The following is a 17,719-nucleotide window of genomic DNA, read 5'->3' as shown; positions in this document are numbered from 1 at the left end:
GCGGTTGGTAAGGCGCGGGAACTCCGTTATTCTGTCGCACGTGAAGCGGCTGATATTGCTGGTGTGCGCGCTCACTGCGACCTGCTCGTCGGAGACGCCGAGGGACTCGCCGGGCAAGAAGGACGCTCAGGCTGATTCGCCGGCGGGCGATGCGATGCCGGACGGGTCGAGCGTCGACGCTTCGGACGCGAGCGTTGATGGGGGGGATAGCTGTGGGCCCGTCGGCGCCGCGTTCACCCGCTGCGAAAAGAACCCGCTGTACACGGCCGGGGCCAAACACGCCGACGGAAGGCTCGAGCTCTTCATTGCCGATCCCAGCGTTCTCTACGACGAGGACGAGGGCAAATGGAAGGCGTGGTGGCAGTCGCCGCTGGACGCCGACTACCTCGCGCCCGATCCCGCGACGGCGATCTTGTATGCGGAGAGTAGTGATGGCGTGACGTGGACTGTAGAGGACAAGCCGGTGCTCAGCGCCAAGGGTGCCCCGGCGGACTGGGACTACGACCGCGTCGAGACGCCGACCGTGATCAAGGTGCCGACGAACCCGCCAGACCGCCGCTACGTGATGTTCTATTCGGGCGGGAACTTCGCCGCGGTTCAGAGCTCGGTCGCTGGCTACGTCTGGTATCAGATCGGCGTTGCCTATTCGGCCGACGGACGCTCGTTCCAGCGACCGCCCGCGAGTGAGTCGCCCTACGCGGGTAAGACGACGCCCTACCAGAACATCGCCGGGTTGCTCCTGCTTGGGCGAGACGCATTTCCCGGGATGGCCGGCGTCGACGACGGACTGGTGGCCGATCCCGAGGTCGTGATCGTCGGCGACACCTGGCACCTGTTCTTTTCGTCGATGGCGGTCGATGCCGCGAAGAAACCGCTCGCGTTCGGAGTCAGTCACGCCACGTCGAAGGACGGTGTGCAATGGACGCAAGCGGCGGGCAATCCGCAGGCAGGCGGCATGCAGCCGTCGGTGGTGTGGAACCCGAAGAGTACGAAGTTCGAGCTGTTCTTCAACGCCGACACGGATGCCGAGAAGGCCACGGCGGCGACCAACTTCAACGTGTCGGTGCACCTCTCCCACGCCACCTCGCCGGACGGTAACTCGTTCCAGCTATCGAACCCCAAACACGTGTTCGACTGGGATGCCTCCCACACCTACGAGGCCTATGGCTGGCTGACCGGGGCCGACGTCGTGCTGCGCCCCGACGGGTACTGGCTCTTCTACACCGGCTTCAGCAACCAGAGTCCGCCCCAGAATTTCTTCGTGCCTGCGAACGAGGCGTGGTGTGCCACCGCCGGGTCGACCTGTACCTGTTACACGGAAGACGCCGGGCAGAAGACCTGCTTGCTCGCGAGTGTCGTGACGCTCGATCTGGCGCGCCGCGCCGCGGACTAGCGGCTCACCAGCGCCTCACTTCTTGCCGTAGGGGTTGGCTCCCCCGACCTCGTCGCTGAGCAGCTTGCCGTCGAGGCTGACGCTTCCCGTCCAACCGTACGCCGTGTCCGAGCTGTCCTTGTAGATGTGTCCATCCAGGAGGAGCTGTCCCTGGTGCAGGCGCACGTTCTGGGGGAAGGGAGTGTTCTCGCGGCCCTGGCCCCGCAGCTTCAGATCCCACACCACGCCGCCCTTGCCATCGATCCGTACCAGGCGCGCGACAGCACCGCGTCCCGGGTGCACGTAGGACAGAACGTACACGAGGTAGCCGTCATCCACCTCGAGCGCACTTGCTCCCTCGTAGTCGACGAACCCGTTGGCTCGGTACGCGCGCTCCCACGTGAGCTTGCCCTCGGCGTCCAGCTTGCACACCACCGGTCGCGACTTGCCGACCTGGTACTTGCCCTTCGGGTAATCAGCTCGGGTGCCCACCACCAGAAACCCTCCGTCGCTCGTCGCCAAGATCGGCGCGAGGTAGCCCTCGACGTTCCCGACCCGGTGCTCGTGATATCGATACATGTCGAGCTTCGTCTTCTCGATGAAGCGCCGCGCGGCCGCGAAGCGCTGCTTCGGGAGCGGTTGCGGGGGTGGCGAAACGGCGGGAGCCGGCGCCGCCACCACAGCGGGCGGTGGTGTGGCGACCGGCGCAGTGGGCGTCTGGGCGATGGCCATGGACGGGCGCGCCGGCTGCGATGGTTCGCGCGAGCTCGTACGCGCCCCGCAGGCGCAGATTGCGATCACACCAATGCCGATGAGCCTCTCCGACATGCTCGACCTAACCCGTTGGCCAGGGCCCCAAGAGCGGGCCTTCGACCCAGACGCCGGGATCGCCGGCGGCGACGAGCCGGGCGCGGAAGCGCGCGGGCTGTGGCGTGAGTGAATCGGATCGCGTGTCGAGCGGCGCGTGCACACGCAGCCGGAGCTTCGAGCCGCGCGTGGTGTTGCCGTCGAAGGGCACGGTGTCTTGTTCGGAGAAGTCCCCCCTCTTGCGCGCTTCGTCTCCCACGCTCCCCTGATCACGCCGCAGCGACCAGGGCGGCACGGCGCGTGCGACGACCTTGCCGTCGCTGGCCAGCAGCTCGACGGCCTCGACCGCCACTCGTGAGAGCCCGCCGTCGGACTCGACATCCAGAAACAAGACGACCCAGGTGTCCGGATGCGGCGCCGGGGTGGCTGGGCCGACGCCGCCATAGCCAGCGCTCAACGGTTGGACGCGCAGCGCGCTCTGTTTCATTGCTGCTCCGTTCTCGACCACGGGGTTCGATGCAGTCGTCGCCGTGGGGTTCGAGACCGCTTCCGAGCCGGCGCGCCGGGGCTCACATCCCGCAGTGAGCGTGGCAAGCGCGGCGAGCGCGCCGATCGCGGTCAGCCGCCGCCGGGTTTGGGTTCGTTGTCCCACCAGCTGGAGAGGTTACCCTCCGCGTGGCGCGGTGTCGTCTGGTAATGGGAGACGTCGTTGAAGAGCATCAGGCGCGCGCGCACTGGGTCCTTGAAGTCGACGACGTTGAGGCAGGCGGGCGATTGATCGAGGCGGTCGCGGTAACCCCGGGCGTCGAAGCCGAGCAGGCTCGAGATCAAGAGACGCAGGGTTGCCTTGTGCGAAACGACGATGACGTTCTGGTCGTCGTGGGCGACGACGATCTCTCGGAGCACCGGCAGGGCGCGGGCGAGGACTCCGATACCCGATTCACCGCCGACGGGCGCGAACGTGAACGGGTCTTCTTCCCAGGTCTCGTACTCGCCGGGGAACTGGGCCTCGACCTCGGGCCGTGTCAGACCTTCCCAGCGGCCGTGGCTGATCTCGCGCAGGCCGTCGCGTGGGATCGGTTTCAGGTCGGAGTGCGGGTGCGCCAGGATGTTTGCCGTCTCGACCGTGCGGCTGAGCGGGCTGGTGTAGACGGCGGCGATCTTCTCGCGCGACAGCCGCGCCGCCAGGTGTTTGACCTGGGCGCGCCCTTCGTCCGAGAGATCGACGCCGACCGCGCCGGAGAAGCGGTTCTCGGCGGTGAGCTGGGTGGCGCCGTGGCGAACGAGGAAGAGGCGAGTGGACATCAGCGCTCACTATTTACGAGCGTGACCACAGTCGCACGCCGCCCACGATGGCGGCGTTGCCCGCGCCGAGCTTCACGTCCGGCGGGAGCGCCTTCAGTTTCTTCGTCTGCCCTCCGCCGAGCACGACGTAGTCGGCTTGCAGGGCATGGCGCAGCATCTCGACGACCTGGAACACGTGCGAGGTCCACTTCTTCGCACCCAGGCGCTTGAGCCCACGCTCGCCCACGTAGTCCTCGTAGCTGCGCCCCTTGCGATACGGCAAATGCGCGAGCTCGAGGGGATCGAGCGAGCCGTCGCTGACCAGCGTCGTGCCTAGCCCCGTGCCCAGCCCGAGAAACAACATGCGACCGCCGGCGTGGGAGCCGAGGGCCTGCAGCGCGGCATCGTTGACCATGCGCACCGGACGCGCGAAGGCCGCCGCAAAATCCAGGTTCACCCAGCCGCCCGCCAGGTTGACCGGCTCTCGCCCGGGCCGACCGCTCTTCACCGGGCCCGGAAATCCGATGCTCACCGCCTCGTACTTCCAGCTCTCGGTGGCCTTCTTCACGTCCGCCACCATCTGCTCGGCCGTCATCTCTCGCCCCGACGGCACCTTCAGCGGCTGCTCGTGATCTCCGAGCGCCACCTTGACGTTGTTGCCGCCCACGTCGATCACCAAGATGTCCCTGGCCGCCGGCGGGTTGTGAGCTTGTTTCATCGTCTGGTCCTTGGTCATGTTGGTGTGTTCCAGCCCCCGACCTCTGCGGTCAGATGATCGGCTTCCTTTGGGCCCCAGGTCCCGGGTTCGTACTCGTACATCGGGCTGGGCCCATGAATGACCGGGTCCACGATGGCCCACGCCGCTTCCACGACGTCGGTTCGCGCGAACAGGGTTGCGTCGCCCGCCATCGCATCACCCAGCAGGCGTTCGTAATCACCGAGGCGCACTCCTGTGCCGTGTCCTTGCTGTTCCGGCTGCGCTTGGTCGACCACCGACAGCTCCGTCGGGCGTCCCATCATGCCTTCGCCTGGACGTTTTGCGCGTGCTCCGAGCCCGATTTGAACCTGGGGGCTCAGGCGGAAGCGGATGTAGTTGCCCATGGCCGGCGCCGGTTCGTTGAACACGACCTGCGGCGGGTTCTTGAACTCGATCATGACCTCGGTGGTGGTGGTCTGGAGAGATTTGCCCGCGCGCACGTAGAACGGCACACCCTCCCAACGCCACGAGTCGACGTACAAACGCAGGGCTGCGTAGGTCGCCATGTAGGAGTCCTTGGCGACTCCCGGCTCGTCGCGGTACCCACGAAATTGTCCACGCACCATGTGGTCGGGGCTCAGCGGCCGCACGGTACGGAGCACCTTCGCCTGTTCGTCGCGGATGGCCTCGGGGATGGTGGACGACGGAGCTTCCATCGCCAGGTAGCTCACGACCTGCAGCAGGTGGTTCTGGATGACGTCGCGGATGACGCCGGTCTCGTCGTAGAACTTGCCGCGGCCTTTGACCCCGAAGCTCTCCGCCATCGTGATCTGCACGTTCTCGACGTAATGCCGGTTCATGATCGGCTCGAGGAACGCGTTCGCGAAGCGGAAGTAGAGGATGTTCTGCACCGCCTCTTTGCCCAGGTAGTGGTCGATACGGAAGACCGCGTGCTCCGGGAACACCGTGTGGATGATGGCGTTGAGCTCCCGTGCGGACTCGAGGTCGCGCCCGAATGGCTTTTCGACCACGACCCGTCCGTTGACGGCGCACCCGGACTTGCCCAGCTGCTCGATGACCGCCGCGAACATGCTGGGAGGAATGGCCAGGTAGTGGGTCGGGCGCTGCGCGCCGCCGAGCTCCGCCTTCAGGCGCGCAAAGGTGGAAGGCTCGGCGTAGTCGCCATCGACGTACTTGAGCTGGCGCGCCAGAACCAAGAAGGCAGCCTCGTCGAGCCCGCCGTACTCGGTGCAGCTCGCCCGCGCCCGTTCGATGAGCTGAGGCAGCTCCATGCCCGAGCGCGCGACGCCGACGACCGGGAAGTCGAGCTTCCCGCGCTTGGCCATGGCCTGCAGCGCGGGGAAGATCTTCTTGTATGCGAGATCCCCCGTGGCACCGAAGAAGACGAGCGCGTCGGACCGCTCTTTGACCACCGGACCGGCGACGCCGGACATGGTTATTTCTTCTCCACGTGTCCGCCGAAGCCGAAGCGCATGGCGGAGAGCACCTTGTTCTGGAACAAATCGAGGTTGCGCGACGCAAAACGCTCGAACAAGGAGGCAGTCAGCACGTGCGCCGGCACACCAACGTCGTTCGCAGCAGCGACCGTCCAGCGGCCCTCTCCCGAGTCCGAGACGATGCCGCCGAACTTGTCGAGCTTGGGATCCGTTGCCAAGGCTTGCGCGGTCAGGTCGAGCAACCACGAGCTGATCACGCTGCCGCGGCGCCAGACCTCGGTGATCGACGCCAGGTCGAACTCGTACTGGTAGTGTTCCGGGTTGCGCACGGGCGAAGTCTCGGCGTCCTTCTCGTGCGAGCGCTTGCCGATGTCCGCGTTGGCCAGGATGTTGAGCCCCTCGCCGTAGGCTGCCATCACGCCGTACTCGATGCCGTTGTGGATCATCTTCACGAAGTGACCGGCACCGGGGGGTCCGCAGTGCAGATAGCCCTCCTCGGCCGTGCCACTGACGGCGTTCGGCGTGCGCGGGATGTCACCGCGTCCGGGAGCGAGGGTCTTGAAGATGGGGTCGAGGCGCTTCACGACCTCCGGCTCGCCGCCGATCATCAGGCAGTACCCGCGCTCGAGGCCCCAGACCCCGCCGCTGGTTCCCATGTCGACGCAGTGAATGCCCTGGGGCGCCAGGCGCTTCGCTCGGGCGATGTCGTCATGATAGTGGGAGTTGCCACCGTCGATCAGCGTGTCGCCAGCCTCGAGGAAGGGCACGATCTTGTCGGCGATCGCGTCGGTGATCGCCGCCGGCAGCATCAGGCAAATCGCCCGGGGCTTGGCCAGCTTCTTCACCAGATCTTCCAGCGACGAGGCGCCGGTCGCCCCCTCCTTCACCAGCGCCTCGACGGCTGCTGCGCTGACGTCGGACACGACGCACTCGTGTCCGTTCTTCATCAAGCGCCGCACCATGTTCGCACCCATGCGTCCGAGTCCCACCATTCCGAGCTGCATCGTGTTTCCCTCTTCTCGCGAAGCCGATCGACGCGAAGCACGAAGGGTAGCGAAGGCCACGCACGATCGAAAGGGCCGCGAGGGCCCCTCGACGATCGGCCGGCGATCCGCCGCGCGTGGGCAGACCCGCGGAGGCTTCGCTCACTTTCCGTCGGCGCCTACACCAATGATCAGGTTGGCGACGAGCCCAGTCCAACCCGTCTGGTGCATCGAACCCACACCGCGTCCGGTATCGCCGTGGAAGTACTCGTGGAAGAGCAGGTGGTCCTTGAAGTGAGGGTCCTTCGCCAGCCCGGGTTGGTGGGACAGGAAGGGACGGACGCCGTCCGCGCCGGGCAGGAAGAGGCGCACCAACCGGCGTGCGATCTCGTCGGCCGCCTCGCCGATCGACACGAACGTCCCCGAACCGGTTGGGCACTCGATGCGGAACTGATCGCCGTAGTAGCGGTGGTACTCGCGCATGGCATCGATGAGCAGGAAGTTGACCGGGAACCAGACCGGCCCACGCCAGTTCGAGTTGCCACCAAACAGGCGACTGCTCGACTCGGCCGGTTGGTATCCGACCTCGAGCTCGGTCCGGCCGATGCTGAACCGATACGGGTGCTCCTCGTGGTACTTGCTCAAACCTCGGATGCCGTAGGGGGAGAGGAACTCGGTCTCGTCCAGCATGCGCTTGAACAGGCGCTTCATGCGGCTTCCGCGCAAGAGTGAGAGCAGGCGCTGCTGTCCGCGGCCCGGTTCGTTCCAGCGCGACACGAGCGCCGCGAGATCTGGACGGTGATCGAGGAACCACTCCAGGCGCTTCGTGAACTCCGGTGCGCGTGCGAGCTCCTCGGGCTCGAGCACCTCGACCGCGAAGAGGGGCAAGAGGCCCACCATCGAGCGCACCTTCAGCGGGATGACCTGGCCCGTCGGCAGGTGCAGCGAGTCGTAGTAGAACCCGTCGTCCTCGTCCCAGAGCCCGTGGCTCTTGCCGCCGAGCCGCGTCATGGCCTCGGCAATGTGCAGGAAATGCTCGAAGAACTTGGTGGCAATGTCCTCGTAGGTCGAGTTTTCGCGGGCCAGCTCCAGCGCGATGCGCATCAGCTGCAGTGAATACGCGGCGACCCAGGCCGTGCCGTCGGACTGGTCGAGATAACCGCCGGTGGGGAGTGGTTTGCTGCGATCGAACACGCCGATGTTGTCGAGGCCCAGGAAGCCGCCCTGGAAGACGTTGCGGCCCTCGGCGTCCTTGCGGTTCACCCACCAGGTGAAGTTGAGCAAGAGTTTGTGGAAGACGCGCTCGAGGAAGCTGCGGTCGCCCTTGCCCTTCTGGTGCTCCTCGAGTTTGTAGATCTTCCACGCGGCCCAGGCGTGCACCGGTGGGTTCACGTCGCCGAACGCCCACTCGTACGCCGGCAGCTGTCCGTTCGGGTGCATGTACCACTCGCGGGTGAACAGCACGAGTTGGTCCTTCGCGAACTCGATGTCGACGAGTCCGAGTGGGAGGGTGTGGAAGGCGAGATCCCAAGCGGCGTACCAGGGGTACTCCCATTTGTCGGGCATCGAGATGACCTCGCGGTTGTAGAGGTGATCCCAGTCGCTGTTGCGCCCCGCCTTGCGCTCTTCGGCGGGGCGCGGTTGCAGCGGGTCGCCTTCGAGCCAGCCGCGCACGTCGTAGCGATAGGTCTGTTTCGTCCAGATCATGCCGGCCAGGGCCTGGCGCAGCACGCGGCTCTCTTCGGGATCGGCGACGTGCTTGGCGAGATCCGCGTAGAACTCGTCGGCCTCGGCGCGCCGGCGCGTGAGCACGACGGCGTTGGGCAGCTCCGTGAGCGCAGCTTCGGGGTGCAGCCGAAACCCGAGCGTGACCGAACCCCCCGCGGGAACCACGCGCTTGACCCAGAAGCAGGCCTTGGTGCCGCGTTCGAGGGCACTCGTGGCGTCCGGGCGGCCGTCGACGACGCGCTCGTGGAAGCCGTCCTTCCAGCAGTGCACGGTCTTGGCGCCCCACAGGCGGGCCTCGTTGCTGTCGTTGTCGGTGAACAACGGAGTTGCGTCGCCCTCGCTCGACGTGAAGCGAAAGCGTCCGAGTGTCTCGTGCAAGATGGCGATCTCGCCCCGCTCGAGGTGCATCGACGGTTTGGTGATCGTGGCGTAGCCCCAGCTCCAGACGTTGCGAAACCAGAGCTGCGGTAGCACGTGGATGGGCGCCGCGACCGGGCCGCGGTTGTGCACGGTGATGGACAGCACGATGTCCTCGGGACCGGCCTTCGCCCACTCGACGAAGACGTCGAAGTAGCGGTCGTCGGCGAACGCCCCGAGGTCTTCCAGCTCGAGCTCCGGCTCCTCGCTGCTCGGCTGGCGCGCAACCAGCTCCTCGTACGGATACGCACACTGCGGATACTTGTAGAGGTACTTCAGGTACGAGTGCGTCGGCGTCGCGTCGAGGTAGTAGTAGAGTTCCTTGACGTCCTCGCCGTGGTTGCCTTGCCCGTTGGTGAGCCCGAAGAGCCGCTCCTTGAGCATGGGGTCTTGCTCGTTCCAGAGCCCGATGCAGAGACACAGTCGCTGGCTCAGATCCGAGATCCCCGCGAGCCCGTCCTCGCCCCAGCGATACGCCCGCGAGCGCGCGTGGTCGTGGGGGAAGTACTCCCAGGCATCCCCGTCGACGCTGTAGTCCTCGCGCACGGTGCCCCACTGCCGCTCGGACAGATACGGCCCGAACAAACGGTAACGCTCCCCCTCCTCGACGAGTCGCCGGCGTTCTTCGTTGCTCATGCGGCGGTGGCTCCGAGCTGCATGGGGCGGATGGTAGCTCGGTCGTGGTGGGGCGGTACACTGGGGCGGTGGTGTGCTGCGCGGTCGGCGTTCAGGCATCTGACAATGCTGACTGCTCCACGGTCGCTGGCGTTCTTGGTCCCTTGGCGCGAGGCGCCGGGACGCGCAGGATCGGTTACACTGGCGAGGTGTGTCGGGGCTCGAATCGCGCGTCGTTGCTCGTTGCGGGCGTGCTTCTGGTGGCGTCCTGCTCCATCAACGATCTCGATGAGACCGTGGGTGGGGGCAACTCGGGCACAGACGCGGGAACCAGCGGAGGCGCTGGCCCTGACGCGGCGGACGGCGATGGGAGTGCAGGCTGGCCAACCGGTGGCACGACGGGTGTCGGTGGTGCGATTGACGGCGGCGGCAGCGGCGGCACCCCGAGCGGCGGCAGCGGCGGCACCCCGAGCGGCGGCGGAAGTGGTGGAGCGGGTGGCGCCGGGGGCACGGGGGCGACGGGTGGCAGCGCGGGCTGCGCCAGCAGCGAGAAGCTCTGCGCTTCGCAATGTGTCGCCAAGTCGCCCGACAACGGCTGCGACGCGAGCGCGTGCACGGCCTGTTCGCTGCCTCACGCACAAGCTGGCTGCGCGGCAGGGCAGTGCAGTGTGGCCAAGTGCTCGAGCGGCTACGGCAACTGCGACTCGAACGCCGGCAATGGCTGTGAGACGATGCTGGGGACCGGCGCGAACTGCAAGGCGTGCGGCGACGCCTGCTCGGCGCCCATTGGCACCACGGCGTGTGTCAGTGGAGCGTGCAAGGTCACGGCCTGCCCAGGCGGTCGCGCGGACTGCGACGGGCTCGCCGGCAATGGTTGCGAGACCGACCTGACCACGACAGCGAGCTGCGGCGTCTGCGGTAACCAATGTCCTCCCGGTTTCACCTGTCACAAACCCGCGACGGGTCCCAACGTTTGCATCTGCAGCTCGGACACGGACTGCCTGAACGGCGGCGTGTGTTTCTGGGGCGTCTGCGTGTGTGGGGGCGTCGGTTGCCCCAATGGTCAACGCTGCACGCTGATCAGCACCTGCTTCTGAGGCGTGTCAGCCAAGTGCTTTTTCCGCAACTGCCCCGTAACGCTTTTCGCGCTTGCCGACTAGACTCACTCGGATGCGCCCTCGCTGGTTCGGCTCGCTCACCTGCCTGCTCTCGGCGTGTGCGAGCGCGCCACCGAGTCTGCCGCCCCCGCGGGTGACCACGACGCCAGTGCCGAGTGCAACGGCTGAGCCCGAAGCGCCGCCTTCAGTCAGCGAACCCGAGCCACCGATCCCTGAGGTCCGCGAGCCGACCTCCGTGGGTTGCCGGCTCGCGAGCGGCGAGTGGTCCTTCGATCAACTTCGGCTCCGCACCGGTGGCCCCGTGTTCGCAAAGGTGCGCGCGGCTCCTTCGACCGTGGTGCTGCCCGTCACCGACAAGGCCGTGGCTGCGACCGCGGTGTTCAATGACGGCCACGTGACACTGCGCGCCGTCGTGGACTCCGCGGAGCTTTCGCTTCACCCGCGGGCGCAGACAAAAAAACGCCCGCCGGCGGTCCTGCTTGGGGTGGTGTTCCCGCGCGCCGAAGCCAAGCTCACGTGGGTCGCCACTGCGACCGATCGTGCCAGTGTGTCGCTGGACGCAAGTGCGGTCGTCGCTTCGCCCTCGCCTGTCATCGACCAGCTCTTTTGTGATCAGCTCGGACTCGAGTTCGACGAGTTCGACGCACGCACGTACGTCACCAAGAAGGCCAAGCTGCCCAAGCTCTGGGTCTCTCGGGACGGAGCTCCGATCCGGCGCAATCTCACGGCGAAACCTTCGGCAGAGCTCGAGCAGGGCGTCGAGGTCGAGGTGCTCGAGGTGCGCGGGTCGATGACTCACATCATGCACGACACGCCGCTGTTCGTGGTCGCGGGCTGGGTGAGCTCGAGCGACCTCGGCACGCAGACGTGGGCGGGGGTGGGGTATGGCGGGTACGGCGCCGGCTACGGCCGGAGTTTTTCCACCGTTCGCGGCGACAGCTGCGCCAAAGATCTGTCCCTGATCGTGCAACTCGGTGCGGAGCGTGTCCGCGTCGGCAAGTTGAACGCGGGCAGCGCATTTCGCAGGGTCGACGCGCCCGCGGAGCCTCCCGACCCGCGGGCGAGGAAGCCCAAACCCGAGCGCTTCGTGCCCATCGAGCTGCCTCAACAGCGGTGGCTCACGCTCGTTCCCGAAGCGAAGATCGTCGTCGAGCGCGCCGAGCTCGAACGCTGCAAAGAGTAGCAGTCCCTGACGTGCACCCGGGATGGAAGCGGGCGCCGAGCGGACATTGAACTAGCGCCGCGAGCCCAAGCGCCGGTGGACTCTTGCGCCCGCTTGCCAACTCGCTAGCCTGTGGTCGATGCGCCCCCTTCACTTTGCCGTGTTCCTGCTTGCTCTGGGATGCAGCTCCGAGAACACCACAGTCACGTCGTCGGGCGGCACGGCGGGCACCGGCGGGGCTGCAGCCGGCGGGGGAACCGCCGGGACCGGCGGCGCGGCGGCGGGCGGGGGCAGCGGGGGCAACACGGGTGGCGCAGCGGGTAGTGGCGGCAGCACGGGTGGTGCCGCAGGCAGTGGCGGCAGCACGGGGGGTGCGGCGGGCAGTGGCGGCAGCACCGGCGGCGCGGCCGGTGCCGGTGGCGCGGACGCCGGCCCGTCGTGCACGGACCAATCGAAGAACGGCGACGAGACCGACGTGGACTGCGGCGGCTCCTGCCCGCCGTGCGCTGCGAGCATGAGCTGCGGGGGGCCGGCGGACTGCGTGAGCAAGGTCTGCACGCTCGGCAAGTGCGACACTCCGAGCTGCATCGATCTGGTGATGAACGGTGACGAGACGGACACGGATTGCGGTGGCAGCTGTCCCACGAAGTGCAAGCTCGGCGCCAAATGTGTGGCGCCGACGGACTGTGAGACGGTGTCCTGCGCGAGTGGGTTCTGCGCCGCTCCGACCTGCACCGACGGTTCGAAGAATGGCGACGAGACGGACAAGGACTGCGGCGGGTCATGCACCAAGAAGTGCGGTACCGGCGAGGGTTGTGCGGCCGGCGCGGATTGCACGAGTCAGCTGTGCGACGCGACTCTCCTCACCTGCAAGGCCCCCGACTGCAGCGACACCAAGCAGAACGCGGACGAGACCGACGTGGACTGCGGCGGGTCGTGCACCAAGAAGTGCGATCCAACCCAGGCTTGTCTGGTCGACGCGGACTGCACGAGCCAGGTCTGCGACCCAACGAGCAAGAAGTGCAAGGCCCCCGATTGCAACGACACCAAGAAGAACGGGGACGAGACGGACGTGGATTGCGGCGGCTCGTGCAGCGCAAAATGTGGCTGGGGCCAGGGGTGCAAGCTGACCGCCGAGTGCGGCGACGGGTCGAACGGCAAGTGCACGGCTGACAAATGCGTGCCGGTTCCCATCGGCATCTGGCAGAACGTCGCGCCGGCGTCACCGCCACCCCCGCGCTGGGGACCTGCGGTCGCCTACGATCCCGGCGCGGGAGGCGTCGTTGTCTTTGGTGGCAGCAAAGATGGATGCGGGACTGGGCTCCTGGCTGACGTCTGGGTCTGGGATGGATCGACTTGGAAGGACATCACCCCCAGCGCGGGAGCCGCGCCGAGCGGTCGCTGGGCGCCAGCCCTCGCCTACGATTCCGGTCTACAGGCGCTGGTGCTAGCTGGGGGCGGCACCCTCGGCCCCACGATCTTCTTCGACGAAACGTGGTCGCTCAAGGCAGGCGTCTGGACCAAACACTCGTCGAGCGCTTCGGTCGCGCGGGCGCGCATGGGCATGACCTTTCACGGCGGCGCTTCGGCGGGAAATCTGACGCTGTTCGGCGGCACCAACTACTTCTCCTACTTGACCAACACGGCTCAATGGAATGGCACGCTGTGGACGCAGCCCGCAGTGAACCCGGCGCCGGGCGCGTGGGCAGCTCCGACCTTCGAGTACGACAGCGCGCGGACCCGCTCGGTGCTGTTCGGGGGCACGACGGACGTCAACGATGGCACCAAGGCGGTCGCCGAAACCTGGGAGTGGACCGGGTCGAGCTGGATCGACAAGACGACTGCGTCGGCGCCCCCGGCGCGCTTCGGCGCGTCGAGTGCCTTCGATTCGGTGCGCGGTCGCACGATCGTCGCTTTCGGCCACGGCGTGGTCAACGCGGCGCAGAGCCCACTCGCCGACACCTGGGAGTGGGATGGGACCACCTGGACGCGGACCGCCACCGGGCCCGCGAAGAACTCCAGCTTCGCCGACACCATGGCGTACGATCCGGTGCGCCGACGCAGCGTCCTGTTCTACGCGGGCTACCAGAGTGCGTGCGCGAACGAGACCTGGGAGTACTACACACTCGGCAATCCCTGCACGACCGCCGCCGACTGCGCGAGCGGCGTGGCCTGTGTGGACGGCCTCTGCTGCGCGGCAAACAGCTGCAGCAGTACGGAGGCTTGCAACACCAAGTCGAACCCGGGCTACTGTGTGACGAAGTGAGGAGCTGCCAGATGCGCGATCCAATTCGCTGGGCAATACGCAGTGCGATTTCGGTCGCGCTGGTGACGGTCCTGACCGGCGCCTGTGGCAGTGACTCCGAGGGAACCACGCCCAGCAAGGACGCGGGCCTCGGCGGCGGCGGGAGCGGGGGTTCGGGTGGCAGCGGTGGGACTGCCGGCGATTCGGGAAATGACGGCCCGGTGATCGTCATCGACGCGGGCGACTCCGGTGTGCTCGGTTGCAGCGCCGACCTGCGCTCCGTCGTCGATGCGAACGGCGTGGTCGTCGAGACTTGTCCACCGGACCAGGGTTGCGCCGCTGGCAAATGCATCGCGGCCTGCGCTGCTGCCGGCGCGAGCCACGGCAATCTCGGCTGCGACTTCCTCGTGCCGACTCCGCTCGCCTACTACACCACCAAGCCGCCGTGTTTTGCGCTTGCGTTGGCGAACGCTTGGCCCAAGGCGGCGAAGATCACTGTGTCGCGCGGGGGCACGACGCTGGACGTCACCTCGTTCGCGCGCATCCCGATCGATGGTCAGCCGCCGACGAGCTGGAATCCGGTGCCAGCGACGGGGATCCCCGCCGATCAGGTCGCGGTGCTCTTCTTGTCGGCTGACCCTACCTCGGTATTTCCCGAGAACAACGTGCCGATGAACTGCCCCGTGCCGACCGCGGTGGCGGCCTCGACCATGCTGGATGGCACCGGCAAAGAGCTCGCGTTCCGCATCGGCTCCGACGTTCCCGTGAGCGCCTACGACGTGCTCCCGTTCGGTGGAGCACAGTCGCACTTCCCGAGCGCGGAGCTGCTGTTCCCGTCGTCGGCGTGGGGTTCGAACTACGTGGTCCTCGGCACTCCACCGGGGACCCACACGCCTGCGGGCCCGGTCTGGCTTCAGATCCTCGCCGAGCAAGACGGCACGAAGGTGGACATCCTGCCCTCCGTCGATCTGCCGTCCGGTTCGGCGGTCGCCGCCATCGGCAAGAACATACCAGGGAGTGTATCGCTCAACGCCGGGCAGTACGTGCAGTGGGAGTTGCCACCGGGCACTTCCGACGTCTCCGGCTCGATCGTCCTCGCCGACAAACCGATCGCTGTGTTCACTGGGAATCGCTTCTACCGGCAGCAGCCGACACCGGGCGCCGGAGGCGAGTCGACCCATCAGCAGATCTCTGCTGTCACGGCACTCGGGCGCGAGTACGTGGGCGCGCCGTTCGCATCACGGCGAAAGGACGCTGCGCCGGAGCCAATTCGTTACCGCTTCGTCGGCGCCGTCGATGGCACCACACTCAGCTTCGATCCCGCGGTGTCAGGCGCGCCGAGCGCGCTCGGGCGAGGACAGGTTGCAGATTTCTTGGCGACAGACTCGTTCCGGGTCACGAGCCAAGATGCGGACCACCCATTCGCCGCGGCCCAACTCATGGACACGGCCAACGTGCCGAGCGGCAGCGCACCGGGCGGGTCGGCTGCGTACTGCTCCGCGTTCAACTTGCCCACGACGCTCGGGGACGAAGAGATCGTGATGATGCTCCCCCCGACGCAGTTTCTTTCGAAGTACGTCTTCTTCACCGACCCGACCTACAGCACGACTCACCTGGTCATCACTCGTCGAAAAGGGTCAGCTGGGTTCGCCGACGTGAAAGTGGACTGCTTGGGCGCCGTCAGCGGCTGGAAGGCGGTCGGTACGAGCGGGCAGTACGAGATGACCACGGTCGATCTCGTGCGCGGTGGTGTGGGAGTCGGCAGCTGTGTCAACGGGCGCCACGTTGCCGACAGCACGGCGCCTTTCGGCATGACCGTCTGGGGACTCGACTGCTACGCCTCTTACGCGTACCCCGCCGGCGGAAACGCCGCGGTGCTGACCAAGATCACGGTTGTGCCCGTGCCCAAGTGAACCGGCGAGCCGGCGCGGCCTGCTTCGAGGGGTCGTCGTTCAGAACACCGGGAACATCAGACGGCATCCCTCGCCGGAGGGACCGGTCGCTGATTTGGCCCACTCCAGATTGCCGCCGTCGAGCGCCGAGAGCACTCTGACGCATTCGTCGAGGCCGAAGTCGGGCGGCTGCCCTTCGGCCTTGCAGCGCTCGAGGCTACTCGCGCAGGTCGCCCGCTGTCGGCTCACGGCCTGACCCAGAGATCCTTCTCCAGCTCCTGGTAACCCTGAGCCTTCAAGAACGGGAACACGAGCACGCTGAAGGTTCGCCGTTTTCGCTCCTGGTACGCCCGATCGACGACCACGACCTTGGGCCTGTGTCGGTCGAGTTGCTCGCGCAGCGGGCGCAGCTTCTCTTCGTCGGTGTCGCCCGGGTACTGCACCAGGTAGTCGTCCAAGATGGCGCTCTGGCGCGTCGCGCTCACGCGGTCGGCAAACACGTAGAGCCCCGGCGCGCCGGTAGTCCAGATGCGATCGCCAGGGGCGCTGTGAGCGAGCACGAACTGGAGCACGCGCGGCTCCACGTTGAGCGGCTGGTAAGGATACTGTTTTGGCGCCTCGACCTCGTAACGCGGGTAGACCGCGGCGGCCGATAGCGCGAGCAAGATCACCCCGCTCCAGAGCCCGACGGCGCGCGGCATGGCCGCGGACGGCATGGCAACGAGGCCGAGGCCCGCGACACAGAAGATGCCGGCCAGGGTCATCACGTAGTAGTGGGACCAGTAACACCCGGTCGCCGTCACCGAGTAGAAGCCGGCGGCGAACACGAAGAACGAGAGCGCACTCACCACCAGGGAGCGACGCACGAGCGCCACCGCCGCGGCGGCGAGGTACGGCACCACCGGGCCCATTTTTTCGAGGTTCAAGAAATCGACCCTGAGTTTGTCCCAGTGTCGGGGCAAATCCGCCCAGAAGGTGGTCGGCTGAAAACGGCCGAGCACGGTGCAGACCGACTTGGTTGGATCGCTGTAGGTGCTGTAGCTCTTGACCAGCGCGATGTATCCACTGAGCGCGCCGCGCGGCAGCATCAAGATCAAGAGCACGACCACGACCGAGAGCACTCCCAGTCCCGTGAGAGCCACGTAGCGCTTGGCTCTCACGCTGAATCGGCCCGGCTCCTCCGACATGAAAAAACACGCGGCCCAGGTGCCGATCACCGTGAACGCGACGGGTTCTTTCGAGAGCACCGCGCAGGCCATCAGCGCGCCGCCGATCACGTCGCTGACGCGGCGGTTACGCAACGGCGCGAGCAGACAGGCGAAGCCGAGGAAATAGTAGGCCAGCGCGATAGATTCGGCGTCCCCCAGGTGATTGTCGTGGAAACGCGGGTCGGTGAAGTACCAGCTGGCGAGCAATGCAAAGCCAAGCGTTGCGAGCACGTTGGCGCCTCGCCGCATCAGCGAGAGCTGAACGGCGAGCACCGAGCCCAGGGGAAAAAATAGATAGAACCAGCGGTAGCGCATGTGCTCGAAACCGAGCAGCTTCAGCGCCAGCGCCTGGGTATAAAACAAGAGTGGGGGTTTGTACTCGAAGGCCTCGGAGTACGGCGCGAGCCCCTTGGTGACACTCCACCCCGACCACAGGAAGTACTGTTCGTCGTAGCCAATGATGGAGTGCACGGCCATCTGGTCGAGCACCCAGAACAGGCGGGCGGTGAGCGCCAGACACACCGTCCAGACCACGACGCGGAGCACGCGCGAGGCGGGGGAATCGGCGCGGCTCAGTGACTCGGCCCAGGGTGCGAGCCGAGCGCGGACCCGCTCGCGGGCGGTGGCGAACCCGGTCGAACGTGGGCGCTCCTGTCCACTGCCCTCGGCGGGGCCCGGAGCGGGGTCAGCGTCGGACGCCGGGGCGGGCTCCATCCGGGCTTCATTAGCCCCGC

14 protein-coding genes are annotated in these 17,719 nt (G+C 66.9%); 5 read left to right on the top strand and 9 right to left on the bottom strand.

Going from position 1 to position 17,719, the window contains the following annotated elements; genetic code table 11:
• The first annotated feature begins 40 nt into the window (after nt 1–40).
• Nucleotides 41–1,393, top strand: coding sequence for a hypothetical protein (locus IPI67_32245; GenBank protein ID MBK7584848.1), 1,353 nt, complete (start codon nt 41–43; stop codon nt 1,391–1,393).
• A gap of 15 nt (nt 1,394–1,408) precedes the next feature.
• Here IPI67_32245 and IPI67_32240 read toward each other — a convergent pair whose 3' ends face one another.
• The 7 genes from IPI67_32240 to IPI67_32210 form a co-directional block, all read right to left on the bottom strand.
• Nucleotides 1,409–2,200: a hypothetical protein gene (locus IPI67_32240; GenBank protein MBK7584847.1), complete on the bottom strand. Its 792-nt coding sequence runs from the start codon at nt 2,198–2,200 to the stop codon at nt 1,409–1,411.
• Nucleotides 2,201–2,207: 7 nt separating this feature from the next.
• On the bottom strand, nt 2,208–2,831 hold the full coding sequence (locus IPI67_32235) for a hypothetical protein (GenBank protein ID MBK7584846.1): 624 nt from the start codon (nt 2,829–2,831) through the stop codon (nt 2,208–2,210).
• Nucleotides 2,798–3,484, bottom strand: coding sequence for a histidine phosphatase family protein (locus tag IPI67_32230; GenBank protein ID MBK7584845.1), 687 nt, complete (start codon nt 3,482–3,484; stop codon nt 2,798–2,800). Before IPI67_32230 ends, IPI67_32235 begins: the two co-directional genes overlap by 34 nt.
• A 13-nt stretch (nt 3,485–3,497) precedes the next feature.
• Nucleotides 3,498–4,181, bottom strand: coding sequence for an ROK family protein (locus IPI67_32225; GenBank protein ID MBK7584844.1), 684 nt, complete (start codon nt 4,179–4,181; stop codon nt 3,498–3,500).
• Nucleotides 4,182–4,195: 14 nt separating this feature from the next.
• On the bottom strand, nt 4,196–5,614 hold the full coding sequence (zwf, locus tag IPI67_32220) for a glucose-6-phosphate dehydrogenase (GenBank protein MBK7584843.1): 1,419 nt from the start codon (nt 5,612–5,614) through the stop codon (nt 4,196–4,198).
• Between the two features lie 2 nt (nt 5,615–5,616).
• Nucleotides 5,617–6,621, bottom strand: coding sequence for a decarboxylating 6-phosphogluconate dehydrogenase (gene gnd, locus IPI67_32215; protein MBK7584842.1), 1,005 nt, complete (start codon nt 6,619–6,621; stop codon nt 5,617–5,619).
• Nucleotides 6,622–6,762: 141 nt separating this feature from the next.
• On the bottom strand, nt 6,763–9,381 hold the full coding sequence (locus IPI67_32210) for a glucosidase (GenBank protein ID MBK7584841.1): 2,619 nt from the start codon (nt 9,379–9,381) through the stop codon (nt 6,763–6,765).
• 188 nt (nt 9,382–9,569) lie between these two features.
• Here IPI67_32210 and IPI67_32205 point away from each other — a divergent pair, with 188 nt between their 5' ends.
• The 4 genes from IPI67_32205 (at nt 9,570) to IPI67_32190 (ending at nt 15,798) form a co-directional block, all read left to right on the top strand.
• Entirely contained in the window at nt 9,570–10,457 is an 888-nt protein-coding gene (locus IPI67_32205; GenBank protein ID MBK7584840.1) for a hypothetical protein, read from the top strand.
• Nucleotides 10,458–10,530: 73 nt separating this feature from the next.
• Entirely contained in the window at nt 10,531–11,661 is a 1,131-nt protein-coding gene (locus tag IPI67_32200) for a hypothetical protein (GenBank protein ID MBK7584839.1), read from the top strand.
• Nucleotides 11,662–11,779: 118 nt separating this feature from the next.
• Nucleotides 11,780–13,906: a hypothetical protein gene (locus tag IPI67_32195; protein MBK7584838.1), complete on the top strand. Its 2,127-nt coding sequence runs from the start codon at nt 11,780–11,782 to the stop codon at nt 13,904–13,906.
• 11 nt (nt 13,907–13,917) lie between these two features.
• Nucleotides 13,918–15,798 (top strand): IgGFc-binding protein, encoded by a 1,881-nt coding sequence (locus tag IPI67_32190; protein MBK7584837.1) that lies wholly within the window; start codon nt 13,918–13,920, stop codon nt 15,796–15,798.
• Nucleotides 15,799–15,837: 39 nt separating this feature from the next.
• On the opposite strand, the gene IPI67_32185 is transcribed toward IPI67_32190, so the two are convergent.
• Nucleotides 15,838–16,026 (bottom strand): hypothetical protein, encoded by a 189-nt coding sequence (locus tag IPI67_32185; GenBank protein MBK7584836.1) that lies wholly within the window; start codon nt 16,024–16,026, stop codon nt 15,838–15,840.
• Nucleotides 16,023–17,699, bottom strand: a complete 1,677-nt coding sequence (locus IPI67_32180; protein ID MBK7584835.1) for a hypothetical protein — start codon at nt 17,697–17,699, stop codon at nt 16,023–16,025. The genes IPI67_32185 and IPI67_32180 overlap by 4 nt, the downstream gene beginning before the upstream one ends.
• Nucleotides 17,700–17,719 lie beyond the last annotated feature (20 nt).

The sequence above is a fragment of the Myxococcales bacterium genome (assembly GCA_016706225.1).
Classification (GTDB): domain Bacteria; phylum Myxococcota_A; class Polyangia; order Polyangiales; family Polyangiaceae; genus JADJKB01.
Note: the sequence above shows the minus strand (reverse complement) of the source record. Positions and strands in the feature narration are given on the sequence as shown.